General features: G+C 72.8%; 22 protein-coding genes and 3 pseudogenes. 16 read left to right on the top strand and 9 right to left on the bottom strand.

The window, feature by feature from the left end:
• The 7 genes and pseudogenes from ACWEN3_RS17730 to purB form a co-directional block, all read left to right on the top strand.
• On the top strand, window positions 1-1,260 hold a 1,260-nt coding region (locus ACWEN3_RS17730; protein ID WP_452971465.1), incomplete at its 5' end, for an ABC transporter permease.
• Window positions 1,261-1,345: 85 nt separating this feature from the next.
• Window positions 1,346-1,780, top strand: a pseudogene (locus ACWEN3_RS17725) (GNAT family N-acetyltransferase); the annotation flags it as partial.
• A gap of 158 nt (window positions 1,781-1,938) precedes the next feature.
• On the top strand, window positions 1,939-3,282 hold the full coding sequence (locus ACWEN3_RS17720) for a hemolysin family protein (protein ID WP_452971462.1): 1,344 nt from the start codon (window positions 1,939-1,941) through the stop codon (window positions 3,280-3,282).
• Complete coding sequence (locus ACWEN3_RS17715) at window positions 3,279-4,292, top strand: hemolysin family protein (protein WP_452971459.1); 1,014 nt, start codon at window positions 3,279-3,281, stop codon at window positions 4,290-4,292. Before ACWEN3_RS17720 ends, ACWEN3_RS17715 begins: the two co-directional genes overlap by 4 nt.
• A gap of 71 nt (window positions 4,293-4,363) precedes the next feature.
• The gene (locus tag ACWEN3_RS17710) at window positions 4,364-5,152 is read left to right on the top strand and encodes an SGNH/GDSL hydrolase family protein (protein ID WP_452971456.1); all 789 of its coding nucleotides are present in this window, start codon (window positions 4,364-4,366) and stop codon (window positions 5,150-5,152) included.
• Between the two features lie 10 nt (window positions 5,153-5,162).
• Window positions 5,163-5,357, top strand: coding sequence for a hypothetical protein (locus ACWEN3_RS17705; RefSeq protein WP_452971453.1), 195 nt, complete (start codon window positions 5,163-5,165; stop codon window positions 5,355-5,357).
• Between the two features lie 79 nt (window positions 5,358-5,436).
• Complete coding sequence (gene purB, locus ACWEN3_RS17700) at window positions 5,437-6,879, top strand: adenylosuccinate lyase (RefSeq protein WP_452971451.1); 1,443 nt, start codon at window positions 5,437-5,439, stop codon at window positions 6,877-6,879.
• A 136-nt stretch (window positions 6,880-7,015) separates the two neighbouring features.
• On the opposite strand, the gene ACWEN3_RS17695 is transcribed toward purB, so the two are convergent.
• The 4 genes from ACWEN3_RS17695 to ACWEN3_RS17680 all read right to left on the bottom strand — a co-directional run bounded on the left by ACWEN3_RS17695 (window position 7,016) and on the right by ACWEN3_RS17680 (window position 8,092).
• Window positions 7,016-7,234, bottom strand: a complete 219-nt coding sequence (locus ACWEN3_RS17695) for a hypothetical protein (RefSeq protein WP_452971448.1) — start codon at window positions 7,232-7,234, stop codon at window positions 7,016-7,018.
• The gene (locus ACWEN3_RS17690; RefSeq protein ID WP_452971445.1) at window positions 7,231-7,473 is read right to left on the bottom strand and encodes a hypothetical protein; all 243 of its coding nucleotides are present in this window, start codon (window positions 7,471-7,473) and stop codon (window positions 7,231-7,233) included. Before ACWEN3_RS17690 ends, ACWEN3_RS17695 begins: the two co-directional genes overlap by 4 nt.
• The gene (locus ACWEN3_RS17685) at window positions 7,473-7,670 is read right to left on the bottom strand and encodes a hypothetical protein (protein WP_452971443.1); all 198 of its coding nucleotides are present in this window, start codon (window positions 7,668-7,670) and stop codon (window positions 7,473-7,475) included. Before ACWEN3_RS17685 ends, ACWEN3_RS17690 begins: the two co-directional genes overlap by 1 nt.
• Before the next feature lie 161 nt (window positions 7,671-7,831).
• Window positions 7,832-8,092, bottom strand: coding sequence for a hypothetical protein (locus tag ACWEN3_RS17680; protein ID WP_452971441.1), 261 nt, complete (start codon window positions 8,090-8,092; stop codon window positions 7,832-7,834).
• Window positions 8,093-8,122: 30 nt separating this feature from the next.
• On the opposite strand from ACWEN3_RS17680, the gene ACWEN3_RS17675 reads away from it, so the two are divergent.
• A complete protein-coding gene (locus ACWEN3_RS17675; protein WP_452971438.1) occupies window positions 8,123-8,422 on the top strand; it encodes a hypothetical protein in 300 nt (99 codons plus the stop codon).
• Between the two features lie 643 nt (window positions 8,423-9,065).
• Window positions 9,066-9,314: pseudogene (locus tag ACWEN3_RS17670) on the top strand (uracil-DNA glycosylase family protein); the annotation flags it as partial.
• Here the strand turns inward: ACWEN3_RS17670 and ACWEN3_RS17665 are convergent.
• From ACWEN3_RS17665 to ACWEN3_RS17655, 3 genes are read right to left on the bottom strand one after another with little or no spacing between them, the layout of a single operon-like run.
• Window positions 9,315-9,758 carry a hypothetical protein gene (locus ACWEN3_RS17665; protein ID WP_452971435.1) on the bottom strand — a complete coding sequence of 148 codons (444 nt, stop codon included), beginning with the start codon at window positions 9,756-9,758 and terminating at the stop codon, window positions 9,315-9,317.
• A 41-nt stretch (window positions 9,759-9,799) separates the two neighbouring features.
• Window positions 9,800-10,516 carry an ABC transporter permease gene (locus tag ACWEN3_RS17660; protein WP_452971434.1) on the bottom strand — a complete coding sequence of 239 codons (717 nt, stop codon included), beginning with the start codon at window positions 10,514-10,516 and terminating at the stop codon, window positions 9,800-9,802.
• A 2-nt stretch (window positions 10,517-10,518) separates the two neighbouring features.
• Window positions 10,519-11,439: an ABC transporter ATP-binding protein gene (locus tag ACWEN3_RS17655; RefSeq protein WP_452971432.1), complete on the bottom strand. Its 921-nt coding sequence runs from the start codon at window positions 11,437-11,439 to the stop codon at window positions 10,519-10,521.
• Between the two features lie 107 nt (window positions 11,440-11,546).
• On the opposite strand from ACWEN3_RS17655, the gene ACWEN3_RS17650 reads away from it, so the two are divergent.
• From ACWEN3_RS17650 to ACWEN3_RS17640, 3 genes are all read left to right on the top strand, one after another.
• Complete coding sequence (locus ACWEN3_RS17650; RefSeq protein WP_452971430.1) at window positions 11,547-12,701, top strand: sensor histidine kinase; 1,155 nt, start codon at window positions 11,547-11,549, stop codon at window positions 12,699-12,701.
• 14 nt (window positions 12,702-12,715) lie between these two features.
• Entirely contained in the window at window positions 12,716-13,372 is a 657-nt protein-coding gene (locus ACWEN3_RS17645) for a response regulator (RefSeq protein WP_452971427.1), read from the top strand.
• 103 nt (window positions 13,373-13,475) lie between these two features.
• On the top strand, window positions 13,476-14,633 hold the full coding sequence (locus ACWEN3_RS17640) for an ROK family transcriptional regulator (RefSeq protein WP_452971425.1): 1,158 nt from the start codon (window positions 13,476-13,478) through the stop codon (window positions 14,631-14,633).
• 195 nt (window positions 14,634-14,828) lie between these two features.
• On the opposite strand, the gene ACWEN3_RS17635 is transcribed toward ACWEN3_RS17640, so the two are convergent.
• Entirely contained in the window at window positions 14,829-15,590 is a 762-nt protein-coding gene (locus tag ACWEN3_RS17635; RefSeq protein WP_452971423.1) for a GntR family transcriptional regulator, read from the bottom strand.
• Window positions 15,591-15,831: 241 nt separating this feature from the next.
• On the bottom strand, window positions 15,832-16,716 hold the full coding sequence (locus ACWEN3_RS17630) for an RNA polymerase sigma-70 factor (protein WP_452971420.1): 885 nt from the start codon (window positions 16,714-16,716) through the stop codon (window positions 15,832-15,834).
• A 120-nt stretch (window positions 16,717-16,836) separates the two neighbouring features.
• Between ACWEN3_RS17630 and ACWEN3_RS17625 the strand changes: the two genes are divergently transcribed.
• The 4 genes and pseudogenes from ACWEN3_RS17625 to ACWEN3_RS17610 all read left to right on the top strand — a co-directional run.
• On the top strand, window positions 16,837-17,490 hold the full coding sequence (locus tag ACWEN3_RS17625; protein WP_452971418.1) for an NADPH-dependent F420 reductase: 654 nt from the start codon (window positions 16,837-16,839) through the stop codon (window positions 17,488-17,490).
• 110 nt (window positions 17,491-17,600) lie between these two features.
• The gene (locus ACWEN3_RS17620) at window positions 17,601-18,431 is read left to right on the top strand and encodes an alpha/beta fold hydrolase (RefSeq protein WP_452971415.1); all 831 of its coding nucleotides are present in this window, start codon (window positions 17,601-17,603) and stop codon (window positions 18,429-18,431) included.
• 166 nt (window positions 18,432-18,597) lie between these two features.
• Window positions 18,598-20,181, top strand: coding sequence for an alkaline phosphatase D family protein (locus ACWEN3_RS17615; protein WP_452971412.1), 1,584 nt, complete (start codon window positions 18,598-18,600; stop codon window positions 20,179-20,181).
• Window positions 20,182-20,329: 148 nt separating this feature from the next.
• Window positions 20,330-21,037 (top strand): annotated as a pseudogene (locus ACWEN3_RS17610) (SWIM zinc finger family protein); the annotation flags it as partial.

Raw genomic sequence — 21,037 nt, 5'->3', positions numbered from 1 at the left:
GACGTGCACGGCGCTGTGGCCGAGGGCTTCGAGCCGGTCGGGGAGGCGTTCGCGGCGAACTCCATGGTCCGGCCGGTGATCCGGGTGCTGGGTGCGGCCTTCCCCGCGCTGTTCGGCCCGGTCGGCCGGATGAGCCAGCGCAACGCCCTGCGCAATCCGCGGCGTACCGGCGCCACGGCCGCCGCGCTGATGGTGGGGCTGGCCCTGGTGGGCGGGATGTCGGTGGCGAGCGCCTCCATGTCGGCGTCGTTCGACCGGCAGATCGACAAGACGCTCGGCGCCGACTTCATCGTCCAGAGCGCCAACTTCACCCCGTTCACCAAGGAGGTCGCCGACCGCGCGGCCGCCACGCCGGGTGCCGGGCTCGTCGTACCGCAGCGGCTCACCCGGGTCGCCGTACGGCTGCCGGACGGCAGCCGGGTGGAGACGGGCGTCACCGGTTACGGCCCACGGCTCGACGACGTCGTCCACATGACCTACGCACAGGGCAGCCCGGCGGCCGCCCTGGCCGACGGGCATCTCGCCATGGACGCGACCTTCGCCGAGGACCACGGCGTACGGGTGGGCAGCGCGCTGCCGGTCGAGTTCCCGGGCGGACGGCGGGCGGAGCTGACGGTGGGCGCGCTCACCGACCAGGCCCCCACCGAGGGCTTCGGGAACCAGGGCGGTCTCTTCCTCGGCCTCGGGACGCTGGAGAGGTACGCGCCCGGCGGGCAGGACTCGGCGCTCTACGTCAACGCGGCCCCCGGCACGAAGGCTCAGGACCTGCGCTCCGGGCTGGAGCGGTCGCTCACGCCGTTCCCGCAGGTCCAGGTGCGCAACCAGACCGACTACAAGAAGCTGGTCCACGACCAGATCGCCGTGCTGCTCTACCTCGTGTACGCGCTGCTCGGCCTGGCGATCGTCATCGCGGTGCTCGGCGTGGTCAACACGCTCGCCCTGTCGGTGGTGGAGCGCACCCGGGAGATCGGGCTGCTGCGCGCGATCGGTCTGGGGCGGCGTCAGCTGCGCCGCATGATCCGGCTGGAGTCGGTGGTGATCGCGGTGTTCGGGGCGGTCCTCGGGCTGGGGCTGGGGCTGGTGTGGGGCGTGTGCATGCAACAGGTGCTGGCCCTGCGCGGGTTGACGGCGTTCGCGATTCCCTGGAGCACGATCGTCGCGGTCGTGCTCGGCTCGGCGGTGGTGGGCGTCGTGGCGGCCCTGCTGCCGGCGCTGCGCGCGTCGCGGATGAACGTGCTGGCGGCGATCGCGCACGAGTGACGCCGCCGGGCGTGGCGCGCTCGTTCGTCGGGGCACGAGGTCCGGATGGTGGAATTCCCGGAGCGCGGGAGCCCGTTCGCAGCAGGCTGATCGCATGACCGACCTGCGCGTACGTCCCGCCGTCCCCGACGACCTCGACTCCGTCCTGGCCTTCTGGAGGACGGCCGCCGAAGGCACGAGCATCAGCGACGACCGCGCCGGGGTGGAGCGGCTGGTCGAGCGCGACCCCGGGGCGCTGATCCTGGCCGAGCGCGGCGAGGAGCTGGTGGGCACGGTGATCGCGGGCTTCGACGGCTGGCGGTGCCATCTGTACCGGCTGGCGGTGCGTCCGGATTGGCGGCGCCAGGGCGTCGCCTCGGCCCTGCTGGCCGCCGCCGAGGAGCGGTTCGTACGGCTCGGCGGCCGGCGCGCGGACGCGATGGTGCTGGTCCGCAACGAGACCGCGCACCACGCGTGGCGTGCGGCCGGATACGGGTCCGAGGAGCACTGGCGGCGCTGGGTGAAACCGCTCACCGACTGATCCCGCGGAATTACTTTGCCCATCCTTTACCATTGAGGGAGCACTCGGTCCTCTATGAAAGGTTGTGAGCGTCCGCCCATGGGCGAGCCTCCCAGTACGCGCCCGCGACACCGCGCGTTCCGTCCTGCCCTGCCCGATCATGGGACGGGGGTGACCCGATGACGGAAGTGCTGTTCCTTCTGCTGGCGATCCTGCTGTCGCTGGCTTGCGGCGCGTTCGTGGCGGCGGAGTTCTCGCTGACCACGGTCGGGCGCGGCGAGCTGGAGCGGGCGGCCCAGCGCGGCGAGCGAGGTGCCCCGGGCGCCCTGAAGGCCGTCCGGAACCTGACCTTCCAGCTCTCCGGCGCCCAGCTCGGCATCACCGTCACCAACCTGGTCGTCGGCATGCTCGCCGAACCGTCGATCGCCAAGCTGCTCGCCGGGCCGTTCCGGGCGATGGGGCTGTCCGCCGGCGCGGCGAGTTCGGTGGCACTCGTCCTGGGTACGGCCCTGTCCACGGTGTTCCTGATGGTCGTCGGCGAACTGGTGCCGAAGAACTGGGCGATCTCCTCACCGCTGGCCGTGGCCAAGCGGGTGGGCAACCCCCAGCGCTGGTTCAGCGCGGCCTTCCGGCCCTTCATCACGCATCTGAACAACGCGGCCAACCGTGTCGTGCGCCGGCTGGGCGTCGAGCCGGCCGAGGAGCTGGCCTCCGCGCGCGGACCGCAGGAACTGGCGGCCCTCGCCCGGCACTCCGCCAAGGTGGGCGCCCTGGAGGCGGACACCGCCGAACTGTTCGTGCGGACACTGAACCTGGCCGGCCTGACGGCGGAGAACGTGATGACCCCGCGGGTCCAGGTCATCGCCCTGGAGGCCCAGGCGACCTGCGAGGACGTGGCGAACGCGACCCGGGCGACGGGCCTGTCCCGGTTCCCGGTCTACCGGGGCTCCCTGGACGCCGTCGTCGGCATCGCCCACATCAAGGACGTCCTGACCGTGCCCGCCGAGCAGCGGCGCCACCGCCAGGTCTCCCAGCTGATGCGCGAGCCGCTGCTGGTGCCCGAGTCCCTCACCGTCGACCGGCTGCTGGACCGGCTCTCCGGCAAGCGCACCATGGCCGTCGTCATCGACGAGTACGGCGGTACGGCGGGCGTGGCGACCCTGGAGGACATCGTGGAGGAGGTCGTCGGCGAGGTGCGGGACGAGCACGACCCGCACGAGACGCCCGACCTCGCCCCCGCCGGCGCGGACACCGCGGGCCGGGCCCTGTACTCGGCGGACGGCGCCGCCCGCACCGACCAGCTGGCGCGCGTGGGACTGCGCGCGCCCGAGGGCCCGTACGAGACCCTGGCCGGCCTGGTCGCCACCGAGCTGGGCCGGATACCCGAGATCGGGGACAGCGTCGAGATCGCCGGCTGGCGGCTGGACGTGGTCGACGCCTCCGGCCGCCGGGCGGCCCGGCTACTGCTGCACGCGCCCCTCGACGACGACCGGACCGACGAGACCACCGAGGGGGCGCGATGACCGCCGTAGAGCTGCTGATCGGACTGGCGACGCTCGTCGTCAACGCCTTCTTCGTCGCCGGTGAGTTCGCGCTGATCTCCGTGCGCCGCTCGCAGATCGAGCCCCTCGCCCAGGAGGGCGACCGGCGTGCGAAGAGCGTGCTGTGGGGCCTGGAGCACGTGTCCGCGCTGCTGGCCGCCGCCCAGCTCGGCATCACGCTGTGCACGCTGGTCCTGGGTGTGGTCGCCGAGCCGGCGATCGCGCACCTGCTGGAACCGGTGTTCCACGCGATGGGCGTGCCCGCGAGCGCGGGCCACGTCGTGTCGTTCGTGATCGCGCTGACCCTGGCGACGTATCTGCACATGCTGCTCGGCGAGATGGTCCCGAAGAACATCTCGCTCGCGGAGCCGGTGCGCAGCGCGCTGCTGCTCGGGCCGCCGCTGGTCGCGCTGTCCCGGGCGCTGCGCCCGGTGATCTTCACGGTCAACACCTTCGCCAACGGGCTGCTGAAGCTGCTCAGGGTGGAGGCCAAGAACGAGGTCGCGGCGACCTTCACGGACACCGAACTCGCCGAGATCGTCAAGGACGCCAGCGAGGCGGGCCTGATCGACGACCGGGCGCAGGAGCGGCTGCACGACGCCCTGGAGCTGGGCAGCCGCCCGGTGCGGGACGTGGTGGTGCCGCTGGAGCGGGTCGTGTACGCGGGGGTGGGCGTCACCCCGGCGGAGGTGGAGCGGCTGTCGGCCGAGTCGGGGTTCTCCCGGTTCCCGGTGGTCGACGTGGGCCGCCGGATCGTGGGCTATCTGCACGTCAAGGACGCGCTGGACGCCTCGGCTCGTGACGTGCCGTTCCGGCTCAGGGACATGCGGTCCATCGCGCGCGTGCGTTCGGGCACCCCGCTGGACGACGTGCTCACCGCGATGCGGGGCAGCCGGACGCACCTCGCCGCCGTGCTGGGCGACGACGGGCGCCTGGCCGGGCTCGTGACCATGGAGGACGTGCTGCGGGAGCTGTTCGGCCAGCCCGTCTGACGCCCGGCCTCCCCCGCACCTCCGGGCCGACCGACCGGCAAGTATGGAAGCGGGATACCATCGCTGTCGCCATGCAGACGAATCCCACTCCTCCCCCGTACACCAGCCTGGTCGCGGTCGGCGACTCCTTCACCGAGGGCATGTCGGACCTGCTGCCCGACGGCTCCTACCGGGGCTGGGCCGACCTGCTCGCGGCGCGGATGGCGGCCGGCTCGCCCGGCTTCCGGTATGCCAACCTCGCGGTGCGCGGGAAGCTGATCAGGCAGATCGTCGACGAGCAGGTGGACGTGGCGGCGGCGATGAACGCCGACGTCATCACCCTCGTCGGCGGGCTCAACGACACCCTGCGGCCCAAGTGCGACATGGGCCGGGTGCGCGATCTGCTGACAGAGGCGGTGGAGCGGCTCGCCCCGGCGTGCGGGCAGCTGGTGCTGATGCGCAGCCCCGGCCGGCAGGGCCCGGTCCTCGAGCGGTTCCGCCCGCGCATGGAGGAGCTGTTCGCCTGCGTGGACGAGCTGGCCCACAAGCACGGGGCGCTGGTCGTCGACCTGTACGGAGCCCCCTCGCTGGGCGACCCGCGCATGTGGGACGTGGACCGGCTGCATCTGACGGCCGAGGGCCACCGCCGGGTCGCCGAGGCGGTGTGGCAGACGCTCGGGTACGAGCCGGTGGACGCCGAGTGGCGGATGCCGATGCCGGCCACTCTCCCGCCGGGCTGGGCGACACGGCGGACGGCTGACGTCCGGTTCGCCCGGCAGCACCTGCTGCCCTGGATAGGCCGCCGTCTGACCGGCCGCTCCTCCGGTGACGGCCGCCCGCCGAAGCGGCCGGAGCTGCTGCCGTACGAGGGTCCGGCGTAGCGCAGCCGCCGTGAGCAGGCGCGTGATCGACGTCCGGGGCCGGATCCACGAGTTCGGCCCCCGGCTGGAGCACGCCCCCGAGGACGTCGTCCACGTCGGCCGCCGCCGGACCATGGGCGGCTGGGGCCTGCTCCCGGACCGCGCGGAAGGACGCCGGCCTGCTGGTGCGCGTCCCAGCCCTGCCACGCGGACGGGCCGGCCGTGACGACCGAGAGGCTCTCGTAGCTTCCCACGAACACCCCGGTGGCGCTGAGCTGCAGGAATCGCCAGTAGAATCCGGTTACGTGACTTCAGCGCCCGCCAAGCCCCGCATCCCGAACGTCCTCGCCGGACGCTACGCCTCCGCCGAGCTCGCCACGCTCTGGTCGCCCGAGCAGAAGGTGAGGCTGGAGCGGCAGCTCTGGCTCGCCGTGCTGCGCGCCCAGAAGGACCTCGGCATCGAGGTGCCGGACGAGGCGATCGCCGACTACGAGCGCGTCCTCGACACCGTCGACCTGGCCTCGATCGCCGAGCGCGAGAAGGTCACCCGGCACGACGTGAAGGCGCGGATCGAGGAGTTCAACGACCTCGCCGGGCACGAGCACGTGCACAAGGGCATGACCTCCCGTGACCTCACCGAGAACGTCGAGCAGCTGCAGATCCGGCTCTCGCTGGAGCTGATGCGCGACCGCACGGTCGCTGTGCTGGCGCGCCTCGGCAGGCTGGCGGGAGAGTACGCCGAGCTGGTCATGGCCGGCCGCTCCCACAACGTCGCCGCGCAGGCCACGACCCTCGGCAAGCGGTTCGCGACCGCCGCCGACGAACTGCTCGTCGCCCACGGCCGGGTCGAGGAGCTGCTGGGCCGCTACCCGCTGCGCGGCGTCAAGGGCCCGGTGGGCACCGCCCAGGACATGCTGGACCTGCTGGGCGGCGACGCCGCGAAGCTCGCCGAGCTGGAGCACCGGATCGCCGGGCACCTGGGCTTCTCGCAGGCGTTCACCTCGGTCGGCCAGGTGTACCCGCGTTCGCTGGACTACGAGGTCGTCACCGCCCTGGTGCAGCTGGCGGCGGCGCCGTCCTCGCTGGCCAAGACGATCCGGCTGATGGCCGGGCACGAGCTGGTCACCGAGGGCTTCAAGCCGGGCCAGGTGGGCTCCTCGGCGATGCCGCACAAGATGAACACCCGCTCCTGCGAGCGCGTCAACGGCCTCATGGTGATCCTGCGCGGCTACGCCTCCATGACCGGCGAGCTGGCGGGCGACCAGTGGAACGAGGGCGACGTGTCCTGCTCGGTGGTGCGCCGGGTCGCGCTGCCGGACGCCTTCTTCGCCCTGGACGGCCTGCTGGAGACCTTCCTGACCGTCCTCGACGAGTTCGGCGCATTCCCGGCGGTCGTGGCCCGCGAGCTGGACCGCTACCTGCCGTTCCTGGCCACCACCAAGGTGCTGATGGGCGCCGTCCGCGCCGGGGTCGGCCGCGAGGTCGCGCACGAGGCGATCAAGGAGAACGCCGTCGCCGCCGCGCTCGCCATGCGCGAGCAGGGCGCCGAGCGCAACGACCTGCTCGACAAGCTCGCCGCCGACGACCGCCTGCCCCTGGACCGCGAGCAACTGGCGGCGCTGATGGCCGACAAGCTGTCCTTCACGGGCGCGGCCGCCGACCAGGTCGGCGCGGTCGTCGGCCGGATCGAGGAGATCGCCAAGCAGCACCCGGCAGCCGCCGGCTACACGCCCGGAGCGATTCTCTGACCCGCTCCCCCCGCTTCACCAGGGCGGACCTGGAGACCGCCCGCGACCGGCTCGTGTGATGGATCCAGGCACGTGAAAGGCCCCGCCCATCCGCCGATTGGGGGGCGGACGGACGGGGCCAGACGGACCAGCGCGGTCAGATTGCTTGGGGCTGCTGACCGGAGCGGGCGTTCGCGAGCTTGTTGTAGGAGTGGTGGGAGCAGGTGCACTTGCTCATTGGCGGGATCTCGCCACCGTGAGGCAGCGGAACGTCCTCGGTCTGGAGGCAGGAGCGGTGCAGGTCCTTGTAGTGCGACCGTTGTGCCAGCACGCACTCGGTGGACATGCCCGAGGTGTCCACGGTGGTTTCGTTCACGCGAAGATCCCCCCGCTGCTCACCGAGTTCATCACTCGGGTTAGCTCACGCATCGCCTCCAGTCGCTCCGCGTCCGTGGCGGGGCGGACGCGAGCAGGGTCGGCATCCCACTCGCGCCCGCCGGCCACCGGCCGCAACTGAACGGCCGGGCCCACGTGGCCCATGACGTACCCGAGCTTGTGGCTCTTCGTGTCGACGACCAGGGCCCCGGTTGCGTGCTCCTCTAGTTCTTCTGCCATCACTCACGGCCCCCTCGCCGAAGCGCCTCCGCCAGCTGCACGGCCACGTCGGCGCGCACCCGGCCCAGCTCGACGAGCTTCAGGTCCGGGGACGCGAGTTCGACGCCGAGGGAAGGGAAGACGATCCGAACTTCGGTCAGGGCTGCCCGGAGCGCCTCCACCGCCGTGTACGGGTCGACGTCCGACTTCCCGGGCAACTGCGCCTGGCGATGCTTAGGGACCAACCACCGAACGAAGGGAACCACCATCTGCGGAGGTGACCTGATAGTGAATGCCGATAGTGGTCGCCAATATTTGCCGCGCACTCATAACGGAGACCGCAGAGGCCCTGCTACCGGCGGTGGCGCCCTCCTAACACCTACCCAACGAGCCCCTCGGCCGCCAGCTGCTTCGCGGCGGCCAGGATGCAGTCGCGCGGCACCTCGACGATGGCCTCGTTCACGCCGGCCGACGCGCCCAGCTCCCGCATGCGGGCCTGCTCCTCGTCCGTGAGGCGTACCCCGCGCCCGACGAGCGAGCCGATGACGAGAAAGTCGCCGGTGTCCAGCTCCAGGACGTCGGGGCAGTTGTTGGCTCCGACCGACCCGCGTTCGGCGGGCGTCGATCCGATGCGGCGCATGAGACTCCTTGCGGTGACAGGATCGGTGTTATGAACACCAATACGGACTGGGCGTACCGGGTGTTCGAGCCGCACGGTTCCGAGGGCTGGCGCCCCTACGGCAGCGACCCCGAACGGTGGCAAGGCGCGATCACCGCGCCCGACTCGGCCGAAGGCGCCAAGCACGCCATCGGCCGCATCGTCGCCGACCTGATGACCCAGTGGGAGAGGTCCGGCCTCCACCACGCTATGCACGTGCGGGTCTTCCTCTGGCATGACGAGGAGGGCGAGATGGAGGATGCAGACTTCGTGGTGGAGGTCCGGCCCCGGTCGGACATCGACCCAGCGTGACGAATCTGGGCCGAACCCGCGCACCGCCGAGATACCGGCCCGGGAACACGGGATAGATGGATCAAGGGATGCCAGGGTGGACACCTTGTCACTATGGGTGAGCGCGCGGATTTTCCGGGGCCTGGGAGGGGAGGGGAAAGAAACTCTCACGGAGGCAGGCGCGGCGAGCTGATCTATGGGGCTCATGATCACGTCCCGCGTGGTCTGCCGGTCCGGCCGGTCCCCCTCCGGTGCCCCCAGGGGGCACCCCGACGGCCCGCCGGTCCCCTCCCCCAACCTAAGTGCGCCTGACCAGCCACGACGGCCCGCAGGCGCAGCTCAGCAGGCATGCCGGCAGGCGGTATGGGGCGTGCCAGGGGGCATACGCACTGGTCAGGGGCACGCCAGGGTCAGGGCCTGGGGTGAGAGCGGTACGCCAAGGTGGCGACATTGTGAGGGGCGAGCGCCGAGCACAGCGATCTCGGTCGCTGATCATGCGCTGCTCTTGATCACCTTCAGGTGACGTCCGACCGCTTGCCGCCCGCGCTCCAGGGACTCTCCCTCTAGGCCAGCTTCCCTGAGTGCACGGCCTACAGCGGTGCGGATCATGGATGCCTGCACCTCCTTGATCCGCACCGCGCGCTCATCGAGATTCAGCCGCGCCGCCGAGGGCGGACGGCTGCTGACCGCCAAGGTGCGGCGCCTCGAACCGAGGTGGCTGGCCGTGGTCGGGGTGACCGCGTACCGGTCGGCCTTCGGCGACCGCGCGGCGCGGGTGGGGCCGCAGGAGCGGACCATCGGGGACACCCGGGTGTGGGTGCTGCCCAATCCCAGCGGCCTGAACGCCCATTGGACGGCGGCGACGATGGCGGAGGAGTTCGCCCGGCTGCGGGTGGCCGCCGAAGCCGGGTGATCAGGGCGGGTCCGTCTCCGTCACTATGCCGAGGAGCTGGAACGGAAGCTCCTTGTACCCGTGGGACACACCGAGGGCGACCCATCTGCCCGACCCTGGCACCTGCCACAGGTGGACGTCCGGCACGTGCTCGCTCAGCCGGGCCCAGGGCTCCTCGATGTCCTCACCCCCCAACGCCCGGTCGAGGACACTGCGCAGGCTGATCTGCTGCGCCGGCCCCCACCGCCCGGTGAGCCGCGCCGCGAGACCGTCCCGGTCGTCCTCGTACCGCGCCGCCGTCTCCTCCCATGCCGTGCCGTCGTCCTCCCAGAAGTCACCGCTGGTCTGTAAGGCGGCTATGTGGAACCCGGGCCCGCTCTCGCCGTGCTCCGTCCCGCCGTGCCCGGCGGGGAACTCCCGGGCGCACAGCAGCTCGATGACGGTCAGGCACGTCGCGATGTCCATGCGATCCAGTAAAGCGGGCCCCACTGACAATTGGCGGGCCGTCACGCGTCCCTGCGGTGGAGGGTCCACGCGCCCCCGAGCAGGGCCGTCGCCGTCCACAGCGCGCTCACCGCGAGCCCGCTCCACGGGCCGAGGGGGCCGTGCCAGGAACTGTGCAGCACCATCTGACCGGCCCGGTCGGGCAGGAAGTCGGCGACGCCCGAGGACATGTCGCCGATGACGAAGGACACGATCAGCAGGAACGGGATCAGGAGGGAGAGGGTCGCGACGCCGCTGCGCAGCACGGCCGTGAGACCGGCGGCGAACAGGGCTATCAGCGTCAGCTGCACGCCGCAGCCGACGGCGCCGCGCAGTCCCTCCGTCCAGCTCGGGCCGGAGGCGCCGAGGGTGGCCTTGCCCACCAGCAGCGTCACGCCCCCCGTGAGGAGTCCGACGGCGAGCACGGGCAGGGCGATCGCCGTGGCCTTCGCGGCGAACCAGCGCCGCCGGTCGGGCACGGCCGCCAGCGTCAGCCGCAGCGCGCCGCCCCGGAACTCCGACGACAGGGCCGTCGTACCGAAGGCGATCGCGGCGATCTGCCCGAAACTGATGCCGAAGAACACCGAGAACAGCGGGTCCGGGTCGACGGGGTCGACGGAGGCGGAGGCGAGCGCGGAGAACAGTGCTGTGGCGAGCAGGACCGCGGCCAGGGAGCCGACGAGCGAGCGCAGCGTGCGGATCTTGATCCACTCGGCGCGCAGAACCGGGGTGAACGGCATGGTCAGACCTCCTGGGGCTGGGCGGTGAACTCGGCTTCTGCGGCGGTCAGATCGAAGTAGGCCTGTTCCAAAGTGGCCTCCTGGGCGGCCAGTTCCAGCACGGGCAGGCCCGCCTCCGCCATGAGGCGGCCGAGATCGTCCACGCGCGCGTGCCGCACGATCCAGGCCCCGTCCTCGTGGCGGGTGGCGTCGTGGCCGTGCCGGTCGAGCAGGTCGCCGAGCGCGGCGGCCTCGGTGGTGCGGATCCTGACCTGCGGCCGTACGCGTGCGTGGATGAACTCCTGGACCGGGGTGTCGGCGAGGAGACGGCCCCTGCCGAGGATCACGAGGTGGTCGGCGAAAGCGGCCGTCTCGTTCATCAGATGGCTGGAGACCAGGACGGTACGGCCGCCGGCCGCCAGGTCGCGCAGCAGGGTGCGGATCCAGACGATGCCTTCGGGGTCCAGGCCGTTGGCGGGCTCGTCCAGCAGGATCACCTCGGGGTCGCCGAGGAGGGCCGCGGCGATGCCGAGCCGCTGGCGCATGCCCAGGGAGTAGGTCCTCACCCGGCGCCGGGCCACCGCGGCGAGGCCGGTCTGCTCCAGGACCGTGTCGACCCGGTGGTCCGGGATGCGGTTGCTCGCGGCCAGGGCCCGCAGATGGGCGTGCGCGGTGCGGGAGCCGTGCGCGGCGCCGGCGTCCAGCAGGGCGCCCACCCGGCGCAGGGGCTCCCGGAGTTCGGCGTAGGCACGGCCGCCGATCGTGGCGGTGCCGGAGGTGGGCCGGTCCAGACCGAGGACGAGCCGCATGGTGGTGGACTTGCCGGCGCCGTTGGGGCCGAGGAATCCGGTGACGCGGCCGGGGCGGACGCTGAAGGTCAGGTGGTCCACGGCCCGCCGGGCGCCGTACTCCTTGGTGAGGTCGCGTACGTCGATGCTGGTCATGGCTTCAGCCTGGCCGTTCGCGGGAGTTCGCTCCTCCCGCGCCGGTGGAGACCGTCTCCCCCGTGCGAGGGAGGTCCGTTGTCGGTGCCGCCTGCGACGATGTCCGCATGGTTCGCTTCCTGCGCCCGCTGCTGCGCGGGACGACGTACACGCGACTGCTGCACCTGTGGGTGCCCATGCTGATGGAGAGCGTGTGGCTGTTCATCGACATGTCGAAGCCCTGGGTGCCCGCCCTGGTACTCGTCCCGGTCGGCCTCGTACCCGCGGTGCGGACGGGTGAGGGGGTGCAGGCCAGGCTGCTGCTGACGCCGGGCGCGAAGGAGCCGGGCATCTCCGAGGCGCCGTCGGCGACATGGCGGGACCGGCTGCGCACGGTGCTGTGGCTGGAACTGCGGTGGGTTCTCGGATGGGCGGCCACGTTCGTCACGGTGTGGCTGCCCGTCATCGGGTTCGAGCTGGCGCGGTGCGCGTGGGGGCGGGCGCCGTCCGGGGTGCCGCTGCTGGACCGGCTGCCGCCGGACCGCGGCTGGGCCCTGCTGACCCCGCTTCCGCTGCTCGCCCTGTACGGCGCGGTCGTCGGCCTGGGCGAGCTGGTCACGGTCTGCGCGCGCAGGCTGCTCGGGCCGTCCGCCGCCGAGCGGCTGGCCGCCCTGGAGGAGCGCACCGAACAGCTGCTGGAACGCACCCGCATCGCTAGGGAGTTGCACGACTCGATCGGACACGCGCTGACGGTGGCGGTGGTGCAGGCCGGCGCGGCGCGGACGGCGGGTGATCCGGAGTTCACCGACCGGGCGCTGGCCGCCATCGAGGAGACCGGCCGGGCCGCCCTCGCGGACCTGGAGCGGGTGCTGGGTGTGCTGCGCGAGTCCGAGCGGCCGGTGAGCGCCCGGCCCACGCTGGCCGAGGCCGACCGGCTCCTGGAGTCGGCGCGGGCCTCGGGGGCGAAGGTCGACGCCGAGGTGACCGGGCCGGTCGCGGCCCTGCCGGGACCGGTGTCGCGCGAGGGCTACCGCATCCTTCAGGAAGCGCTCACGAACGTGCTGCGGCACGCGGGATCCGTTCCGGTGCGGGTCCGTCTCGCGGCCGAGCAGGACAGGCTCGTCCTGGAGGTGCGCAATCCGCTGCCGGCTCCGATACCCGGGCCCGGGCGGGGCAGCGGGCTGCGGGGCATACGGGAGCGCGCCGCGCTGCTCGGCGGCAGTGTGCGCACCGGTCCGGACGAGGGCGACTGGCAGGTGCGGGCGGAGCTGCCGCTGAGTTGATCTAGGCTGGCCGGATGCCGGTCACCGTTCTCCTCGTCGACGACGAACCCCTGGTCCGCACGGGCCTGCGGGCCGTGCTGGAGGCGCAGCCCGACATCGAGGTGGTGGGCGAGGCGGCCGACGGGGCGGCGGTCATCCCCCTGGTGCGTCAGTTGCGGCCCGACGTGGTGGCCATGGACGTACGGATGCCCCTGCTGGACGGGATCGAGGCCACGCGCGCGGTGCTGCGCACGGTGGCCGAGCCGCCGAAGATCCTCGTGGTGACCACCTTCGAGGACGACGAGTACGTGTACGAGGCGCTGCGCGCGGGTGCCGACGGCTTCCTGCTCAAGCGGGCCCGGCCCGCCGAGATCGTGCACGCGGTACGGCTGGTGGCCGAGGGAGAGTCGCTGCTGTTCCCCGCCTCCGTACGACGGCTGGCCGCCCGGTACGGCGACGGCGACCGGCCCGCGCGTGCCGTGCTGGAACGGGCGCGGCTGACGGAGCGGGAGGCGGAGGTGCTGCGGCTCATGGCCCGGGGGCTGTCGAACTCGGAGATCGCCGCCCGGCTGGTGGTGGGCACCGAGACGGTCAAGTCGCATGTGAGCGCCGTGCTGGCCAAGCTCGGCGCGCGCGACCGCACCCAGGCGGTGATCGCGGCGTACGAGTCGGGGTTCGTCGAGCCGGGCTGAACAACCGCCCCGCTGCCGGGCGCCGGGGGAACCCGGCGCTCGCCGGGTCGTGCCGGGCCGAGTACGATCCGCCCAACACGCCCGCGAGCTGGAAGGACGGACGGTGGGGCAGCTGACCGGCGGCGACCCCTCGCTGCTGCGAAGGATCAATTCCGCAGTGGTGCTGCACGCGCTGCGTGCCACGGACTGCGCGACGCTCACCGAGATCACCCGTGTCACCGGACTGTCCCGGCCGACGGTCGAAGGCGTCGTCGAAGGACTCATCGAGGCCGGGCTCGTCGTGGAGACGGCCGCCGACGAGGGCACCGCACGCCGTCAGGGGCGGCCCGCCCGCCGGTTCCGGTTCCGGGCCGAGGCGGGGCATCTGCTGGGCCTGGAGATCGGGGCGCACCGGGTCGCCGCGCTGCTGTCCGACCTGGACGGGCGGGTGCTGGGCGCGCAGGCCAAGGAGGTCGACGAGACGGCCTCGGCGGACGAGCGGCTGGACCGGCTGCGCGGCGCGGTCGCCGAACTGCTGCGGCGGGCCGGAGTCGCCCGCAGCTCGCTGCGCGCGGTGGGTGTGGGCACGCCGGGCATCGTGGAGGCCGACGGCACGGTACGGCTGAGCACGGCGCTGCCGCAGTGGACCGGCCTCCCCCTCGGCGAGCGGCTGAGCCGTTCCTTCAAGTGCCCGGTGCTGGTGGAGAACGACGCCAACGCGGCGGCCGTCGCCGAGCACTGGAAGGGTGCGGCGAGCGAGACGGACGACGTGGTGTTCGTGCTGGCCGGGCTGAGCCCGGGGGCGGGGTCGCTGATCGGCGGGCGGCTGCACCGCGGCTACGGCGGGGCGGCCGGGGAGATCGGCGCGCTGCATCTGCTGGGCCGGGAGGCGACCCCGGAGACGCTGCTGTCCACCACCGACGAGCCGTTGAACCCGTTGGACGAGCAGGCGGTGGCCGAGGTGTTCGCGCTGGCGCGGGAGGGCGACCAGCGGGCGCGGGCGGCCGTGGAGCGGTTCATCCAGCGGCTGGTGCACGATGTGGCCGCGCTGGTGCTGGCGCTCGATCCGGAGCTGGTCGTCATCGGTGGCTGGGCGGCCGGTCTGGACGGCGTGCTGGAGCCGCTGCGCCGCGAACTGGCCCGCTACTGCCTGCGCCCGCCCCGGGTGGCCCTGTCCGCGCTGGGCGAGGCGGTCGTGGCCACGGGTGCGCTGCGGCTGGCCATGGACCACGTCGAGGAGCAGCTGTTCGCGGTGGAGGGCACGGTGACGGCGCGGCGCTGACCGGGGGCGCGCCGGTGAGTGCCCCCGCCCTGTGCGGCGGCGCGGGGTGGGAGCGGATCCCCGTCATCGGTGAAACGCCGTACGCCCCGGCGGAGTTCCGGGGCGCGAGGGCGAGGCAGCGGTGACAGGGCCGACGGAGATGTCGTAGGCCCGTTGCCCGTTGCCGTACGCACGGGCCGGGAGGGCCGGCGGGGCTCAGGACGCGCGGCGTTCCGGGTCGTGGTGTATCTCGACGTCCGCCGAGTCGCCGAAGGTCAGCCGGCAGGTGTCGGCGCGGTAGGTCGCCACGGACAGTGCCGCGGTGCGGCCCTGGGCGACGAAGCGGGTGGTGACGACGAGGACGGGCGAGCCGGGGAGCCGGTCGAGTTCCCGGGCGTCGTCCGCGCGGGCCGAGCCCAGCTCCACGGCGCGCTCCTGGCCCTCCAGCTCCAGGTGGTGCAGCTCCCGCAGCACGGCACGCGCGCGCGCCGGACCGGAGGGCGCGTCGATCGCCGTGAGGTCGGGTACCGAGGCGGCCGGGACGTAGAGCAGCTCGGTGGCGACGCGCTGGCCGTGGGACATCCGGGAGCGGGACACGGTGTGCACGGGCTCGTCCACGGCGGTCTCCAGGGCCGTGGCGACGGCCGCGGGCGGCGCGGCCTGGACGCAGTCCACGGGCTGCCAGGCGTCTGCGGCGGTGCCCGGCCAGGTGTGCTGCTCGGTGCCGACGGCCACGCCCACGCGCGGGGGCGCGACGGTGGTGCCGACGCCGCGGCGGCGCTGCAGCCGGCCTTCCAGCTCCAGCTGTTCCAGGGCCTGGCGGAGCGTGGCGCGGGCCACGCCGAAGCGGGCGGCGAGGTCGCGCTCGTTGGGCAGGATCTCGCCGACCGAGAACTCGGAGTCCAGTGCCTCACTGAGCACGGTCTTGAGATGCCAGTACTTCGGTTCCGGCACCGAATCCAGCTGCGTGGTCCCCACCCTGTCCTCCGCAAGAGCCGTGGTCCGGCGGTTTTTAGCGCCCTTGTTTATTAAAGGTTGTTGCACTTCTCTGCGACCATAGGACGGCGCTCACCCTTGGTCAAGACCAATCCTCGATCCCTTGGGCAACGCATGGGTGACCTGCGGTGGAGCGTTCACGAGGCGTTCGTACGCGGCGGGGTGTGTGACATCGCGGCAAAGCCCCCGTCGCACAACGGGGGCGTGCGGGGGGGCGCACGGTTCAGTGGTCGGCCAGGTGCCGCAGCTTGTCGGGGTTGCGGATGATGTACACGGCCGTGACACGGCCGTCGGCGACGTCCACCTGGAACAGGCTGTCGGGCTTGTCGCCGGACAGGACCAGCACGGCGGGGCCGCCGTTGGCCTCCAGGAAGCGCAGGGACAGGTCCGGACCGGCGGTGGGCACGACGGCGGCCAGGAAGCGGCCGATCTTGTCGGCGCCGAGCAGGACACGGACCGGCGCCTTGGCCTTGCCGCCGCTGTCGCCGACCAGGCGGGCGTCGGGGGCGAGCAGGGACATGAGCCCGTCGAGGTCGCCACCGCCCGCGGCGGCGAGGAAACGTTCGGTCAGCTCCCGCCGCTGAGCCGGGTCGACCGCGTAGCGCGGCCTGCGCTCGTCGACGTGCCGGCGCGCCCGGCCGGCGAGTTGCCGTACCGCCGCCTCGCCGCGGTCGAGCAGCCCGGCGATCTCGGCGTAGGGGTAGCCGAACGCCTCCCGGAGGACGAAGACGGCCCGCTCCAGGGGTGACAGCGACTCCAGGACGACCAGGACGGCGAGGGAGACCGTGTCGGCGAGGACGGCCCGGTCCGCGGCGTCCGGGGCGGCCTCGCCGAACTCGGTGAGGTACGGCTCCGGCAGCCAGGGTCCGACGTACGACTCGCCGCGCGCCTGCACCTGCCGCAGCCGGTCGATGGCCAGGCGGGTGGTGATCCGCACCAGGTAGCCGCGCGGCTCGCGGACCTCCGCGCGGTCGGCGCGGGTCCAGCGCAGCCAGGCGTCCTGGACCACGTCCTCGGCGTCCGCCACCCGGCCGAGCATGCGGTAGGCGACTCCCGTCAGCAGGGGCCGGTGCTCTTCGAAGACGTCGGTGCTGGGATCGGCGGTCACGTTTCCATCCCATCCGACACGCCCCGCCGATGTCCACCGGGAATCAGTCGGCCGGAACGCGTACCGGATCACAATGACCGCGGACCGCCGGGCCGGCGGCCGAGGACCTGGAGGTGGTCGATGCGGTACGGGGTGCTGGGCACGGGGGAGGTGGGCCGCGCCCTGGGCGGCAGACTGGTGGAGCTGGGCCACGAGGTGACGCTCGGCTCGCGCACCAAGGACAACCCGGTGGCGCAGGAGTGGGCCACCCTGGCGGCGGGCCGGGCCCACGCGGGGACGTTCGCGGAGGCGGCCGCGTCGGCCGAGCTGGTCATCAACGCGGTGAGCGGCCGGGTGACGCTGGACGCGCTCCGGGCGGCCGGCGCGGAGCACCTCGACGGCAAGGTCCTGGTGGACGTCTCCAACCCCCTGGCGTTCGAGGACGGACACCCCCGGCTGGATCCGGTGGAGTCGGACAGCGTGGGCGAGCAGATCCAGCGGGCCTTTCCGCACGCGCGCGTGGTGAAGACGCTGAACACCGTCAACTGCCGGGTGATGGTGGCCCCGGGGCGGGTCCCGGGCGAGCACAACCTGTTCGTGTGCGGCGACGACGCGGCCGCCAAGGAGCAGGCGACGGCACTGCTCGGCGAACTCGGGTGGCCGGCGAAGCGGGTGCTGGACCTGGGCGGCATCGGGTCGGCACGCGCGCTGGAGATGTATCTGCCGCTGTGGCTCGGGCTGTCCCGCGTGTTCGGGGACGCCGACTTCAATGTCGAGGTGCGCCACGCGCGTTGACGGACGAACACCCACGGGAGGCAGGACGAGCCAGGGGCTACCCGCCGGTAGTAATTGCTGACAAGCTGTCTACGACGTCCGCCGGCAGCAGCGCACACGAGGAGCACCCCATGTCCGCCACCGTCTCCTTCAAGGTCTCCACCCCGCACGGCCCCAGGGACGTGACCGTGTCCTACGCGCGCGCGGGACGTGGCGAACCGCTGGTGCTGCTGCACGGCATAGGCCACCACCGGCAGGCCTGGGACCCGGTCGTGGACATCCTCGCCACCGAGCGCGACGTGATCGCGGTCGACCTCCCGGGCTTCGGCGCGTCGCCCGGCCTGCCCGACGGCCTCGCCTACGACCTGCCGACGACCAACGCCGTGCTCGGCGCCCTGTTCGAGGCGCTGGGGCTGGACCGTCCGCACGTCGCCGGCAACTCGCTGGGCGGTCTGCTCGCCCTGGAGCTGGGCCGCGAGAAGCTCGTACGGTCCGTCACCACGTTCTCCCCGGCGGGCTTCTGGACGGAGGCCGAGCGCCGCTACGCCTTCACGGTGCTGCTCACGATGCGGGGCGTCGCCCAGCGGCTCCCGCTCCCCCTCGTGGAAGGGCTGAGCCGTACGGCGGCCGGCCGCACCGCGCTGACGAGCACCATCTACGCGCGCCCCGCCCGCCGTGCCCCGGAGGCAGTCGTCGCGGAGACGCTCGCGCTCGTGGGCGCCACCGGCTTCGACGCGACCCTGCGGGCGGGCGCCACCGTCCGGTTCACCGACGAACTGCCGGGCCTGCCGGTCACGGTGGCCTGGGGCACCCGGGACCGGATCCTCGTGCGCCGCCAGGGCATCCGCGCCAAGCAGCTCATCCCGCACGCCCGGCTGGTGCGCCTGCCCGCCTGCGGCCACTGCCCGATGAACGACGACCCGGCGCTGGTGGCCCGGGTCATCCTGGACGGCAGCCGTTGAACGACGGGTCTGCCCCCTTCCCGCTCCGCACGCGCGCGTGCCGGCGGAGCGGAGTGCGGCGCGCGTCCCCCTCGGCGCGTTGTTCACTCGCGGTTCGCGTACGCGCCGCGGCGCACCAGTAGGTGTGGCTCTGCACACTGGCCGGATCCCCTATGGAGGCACAGCCATGTCACACCGTCCGCTCCCGGGCCGCCGCAGCGTTCTGCGCGGCTCCCTCGCCGCGTCGGCGGCCCTGACCCTGCCCGTGGGCCTCGGCGCGGCCCCGGCGTTCGCACGCTCCGGACGCCCCGAGGCGGGCTGGGGCGTACAGGCGGGCGACGTGACCGCCGACTCCGGCCTGGTGTGGGTGCGTTCGGAACGGCCGGCCCGGATGATCGTGGAGACCTCGGCCACCGAGTCGTTCCGCGATCCGCGCAGATGGCACGGTCCGCTGCTCGGCGCCGGCACCGACTTCACCGGCACCACCCGGCTGCACGGCCTGCCCTCCGGCGAGCAGATCCACTACCGCGTGCTGCTGGCCGACCCGGACGACCCGCGCCGCACCGGCGAGCCGGTGACCGGCACGTTCCGCACGGCGCCCGCAAAGCGGCGGCACGGCGTGAGGTTCGTCTGGTCGGGTGACCTGGCCGGCCAGGGCTGGGGCATCGACGAGTCGATCGGCGGCTACCGGATCTTCGACGCCATGGCGAAGACCGACCCGGACTTCTTCCTGTGCAGCGGCGACAACATCTACGCCGACGGACCGATCTCCGCGACCGCCACCCTGCCCGACGGCAGCACCTACCGGAACGTCACCACCGAGGCGAAGTCGCACGTCGCGATCACCTTGGACGACTACCGGGGCAACTTCCGCTACAACCTGCTGGACCGGGCGCTGCGCCGGTTCAACGCCCAGGTGCCGAACATCATCCAGTGGGACGACCACGAGGTCCGCAACAACTGGTACCCGGGCGAGGTCATCGGCGCCGGCACCCCCTACCAGGCCGGCACGAGGCTCGACGACCTGGCGCTGCGCTCGCGGCAGGCGTTCTCCGAGTACTTCCCGATCTCCACCGTCAGCGGCCGCCCGGACGGCCGGCTCTACCGCGTCGTCAACCACGGTCCGCTGCTCGACGTGTTCGTGCTCGACATGCGCACCTACCGCAACGCCAACTCCCCCGACGACCAGACCGTGGACCCGGTGGGCATCCTCGGCCGTGAGCAGCTGGAGTGGCTCAAGCACGAGCTGGCGAAGTCCCGCGCCGTGTGGAAGGTGATCGCCAACGACATGCCGCTCGGCCTCGTCGTACCGGACCCGGTCGAGGGCAGGCCGAACTTCGAGGCGGTCGCGCAGGGCGACCCCGGGGCGCCGCTCGGCCGCGAGCTGCAGATCGCGGAGCTGCTGCGGTTCGTCAAGCACCGGCGGATCACCGGCACGGTGTGGCTCACGGCCGACGTGCACCACACCTCGGCCCAGCACTACGACCCGTCGCGGGCCGCCTTCAAGGACTTCGAGCCGTTCTGGGAGTTCGTCTCCGGTCCGCTCAACGCCGGAGCGTTCCCGGCCAGCGCGCTCGACGGCACGTTCGGCCCGGACCGGGTGTTCGTCAAGGCCCCGACCGCCTCGAACGTCTCGCCCGCCGAGGGTTACCAGTTCTTCGGCGAGGTCGACATCGACGGCGACAGCGGTGAGCTGACGGTCCGGCTGCGCGAGTACGACGGCACCGTACTGTTCACGCGGACGCTGCAGCCGGGCCGGGTCGGCCAGTAGGCGCCGGCGGCACCGCAGGTTCCCGTACCCTTCGAGCCGTGCCGCGCACCGGCGTCATCCCCCGGGGCGCGGCACGGCAACTCGGCTGTGCGGCAAGTGTTTTCGCAGGTCAGCCCAATTGTCAGTGGTCGCCTCTACGGTTTCTCCCATGACGCGATCACTGCAGACCGTGGCCTATCGGCGACCCTCCGCACTCGAGTCCGCCACGGACGGCGGCCGCCTCGGCCTGGAAACGTCCCGGGGCGCGACTCCCACGGGTGCCAAGGACCATCCGCGGTTCTTCGCGGGGTTCCTGACCTCTCCTCAGGCGGCCGCCGCCGGGCTGCTGGCGGTTGCCGACGTCGCGGCGGCGCGGTACTACCAGCCGCAGCTGCGCGCCTCGCTCGACCCGGTGGTGACGGGCAACGGCGACCGGCTGCGCTTCGAGTCGTTCTCCGGGTGCGGCGGGGTCTATGCCCGCCTGGACGTGCTCACCGAGGGCCTGGACGGCGGCGAGGTGGGGCACGGGACGACGAACGTGGACGTCAACGACCCGCTGCGCGAGGCGCTTTCGCGGATCGGCGGCGACGACCCGCTGCACCTCCGGGTCGGCCCGGAGGAGCTGGCGGTCACCACGCTGGACGGACCGGTGGTGGAGAAGAAGGTCCCGCTGCCCGACCGGTGGCTGCGCGGCTTCGCCGAGGCCCAGGTGATCGCCGCCGGTTTCGACCTGCGGGCCGAACTGCCGACCGACGAGGCGGTGCGGTTCCTGCGCGCACTGCCCCGTTCGGGCGGGACCCGGCGCGGCGCGGGCGGCCCGCGCTGGGTGGTACCGGCGGGGCGGACCCTGCGTCCCACGACGCGGGCGGTGCCGGGC

Source organism: Streptomyces sp. NPDC004561 (assembly GCF_053602155.1).
Note: the sequence above shows the minus strand (reverse complement) of the source record. Positions and strands in the feature narration are given on the sequence as shown.

Excerpts from the sequence above, each read along its gene's own strand:
- ACWEN3_RS17655 (WP_452971432.1), bottom strand. The coding sequence starts at position 11,439 with ATGACCAGCATCGACGTACGCGACCTCACCAAGGAGTACGGCGCCCGG.
- ACWEN3_RS17660 (WP_452971434.1), bottom strand. The coding sequence starts at position 10,516 with ATGCCGTTCACCCCGGTTCTGCGCGCCGAGTGGATCAAGATCCGCACG.
- ACWEN3_RS17645 (WP_452971427.1), top strand. The coding sequence starts at position 12,716 with ATGCCGGTCACCGTTCTCCTCGTCGACGACGAACCCCTGGTCCGCACG.
- ACWEN3_RS17625 (WP_452971418.1), top strand. The coding sequence starts at position 16,837 with ATGCGGTACGGGGTGCTGGGCACGGGGGAGGTGGGCCGCGCCCTGGGC.
- ACWEN3_RS17690 (WP_452971445.1), bottom strand. The coding sequence starts at position 7,473 with ATGGCAGAAGAACTAGAGGAGCACGCAACCGGGGCCCTGGTCGTCGAC.
- ACWEN3_RS17680 (WP_452971441.1), bottom strand. The coding sequence starts at position 8,092 with ATGCGCCGCATCGGATCGACGCCCGCCGAACGCGGGTCGGTCGGAGCC.
- ACWEN3_RS17665 (WP_452971435.1), bottom strand. The coding sequence starts at position 9,758 with ATGGACATCGCGACGTGCCTGACCGTCATCGAGCTGCTGTGCGCCCGG.
- ACWEN3_RS17675 (WP_452971438.1), top strand. The coding sequence starts at position 8,123 with ATGAACACCAATACGGACTGGGCGTACCGGGTGTTCGAGCCGCACGGT.
- ACWEN3_RS17615 (WP_452971412.1), top strand. The coding sequence starts at position 18,598 with ATGTCACACCGTCCGCTCCCGGGCCGCCGCAGCGTTCTGCGCGGCTCC.
- ACWEN3_RS17710 (WP_452971456.1), top strand. The coding sequence starts at position 4,364 with ATGCAGACGAATCCCACTCCTCCCCCGTACACCAGCCTGGTCGCGGTC.
- ACWEN3_RS17715 (WP_452971459.1), top strand. The coding sequence starts at position 3,279 with ATGACCGCCGTAGAGCTGCTGATCGGACTGGCGACGCTCGTCGTCAAC.
- ACWEN3_RS17650 (WP_452971430.1), top strand. The coding sequence starts at position 11,547 with ATGGTTCGCTTCCTGCGCCCGCTGCTGCGCGGGACGACGTACACGCGA.
- ACWEN3_RS17720 (WP_452971462.1), top strand. The coding sequence starts at position 1,939 with ATGACGGAAGTGCTGTTCCTTCTGCTGGCGATCCTGCTGTCGCTGGCT.
- ACWEN3_RS17620 (WP_452971415.1), top strand. The coding sequence starts at position 17,601 with ATGTCCGCCACCGTCTCCTTCAAGGTCTCCACCCCGCACGGCCCCAGG.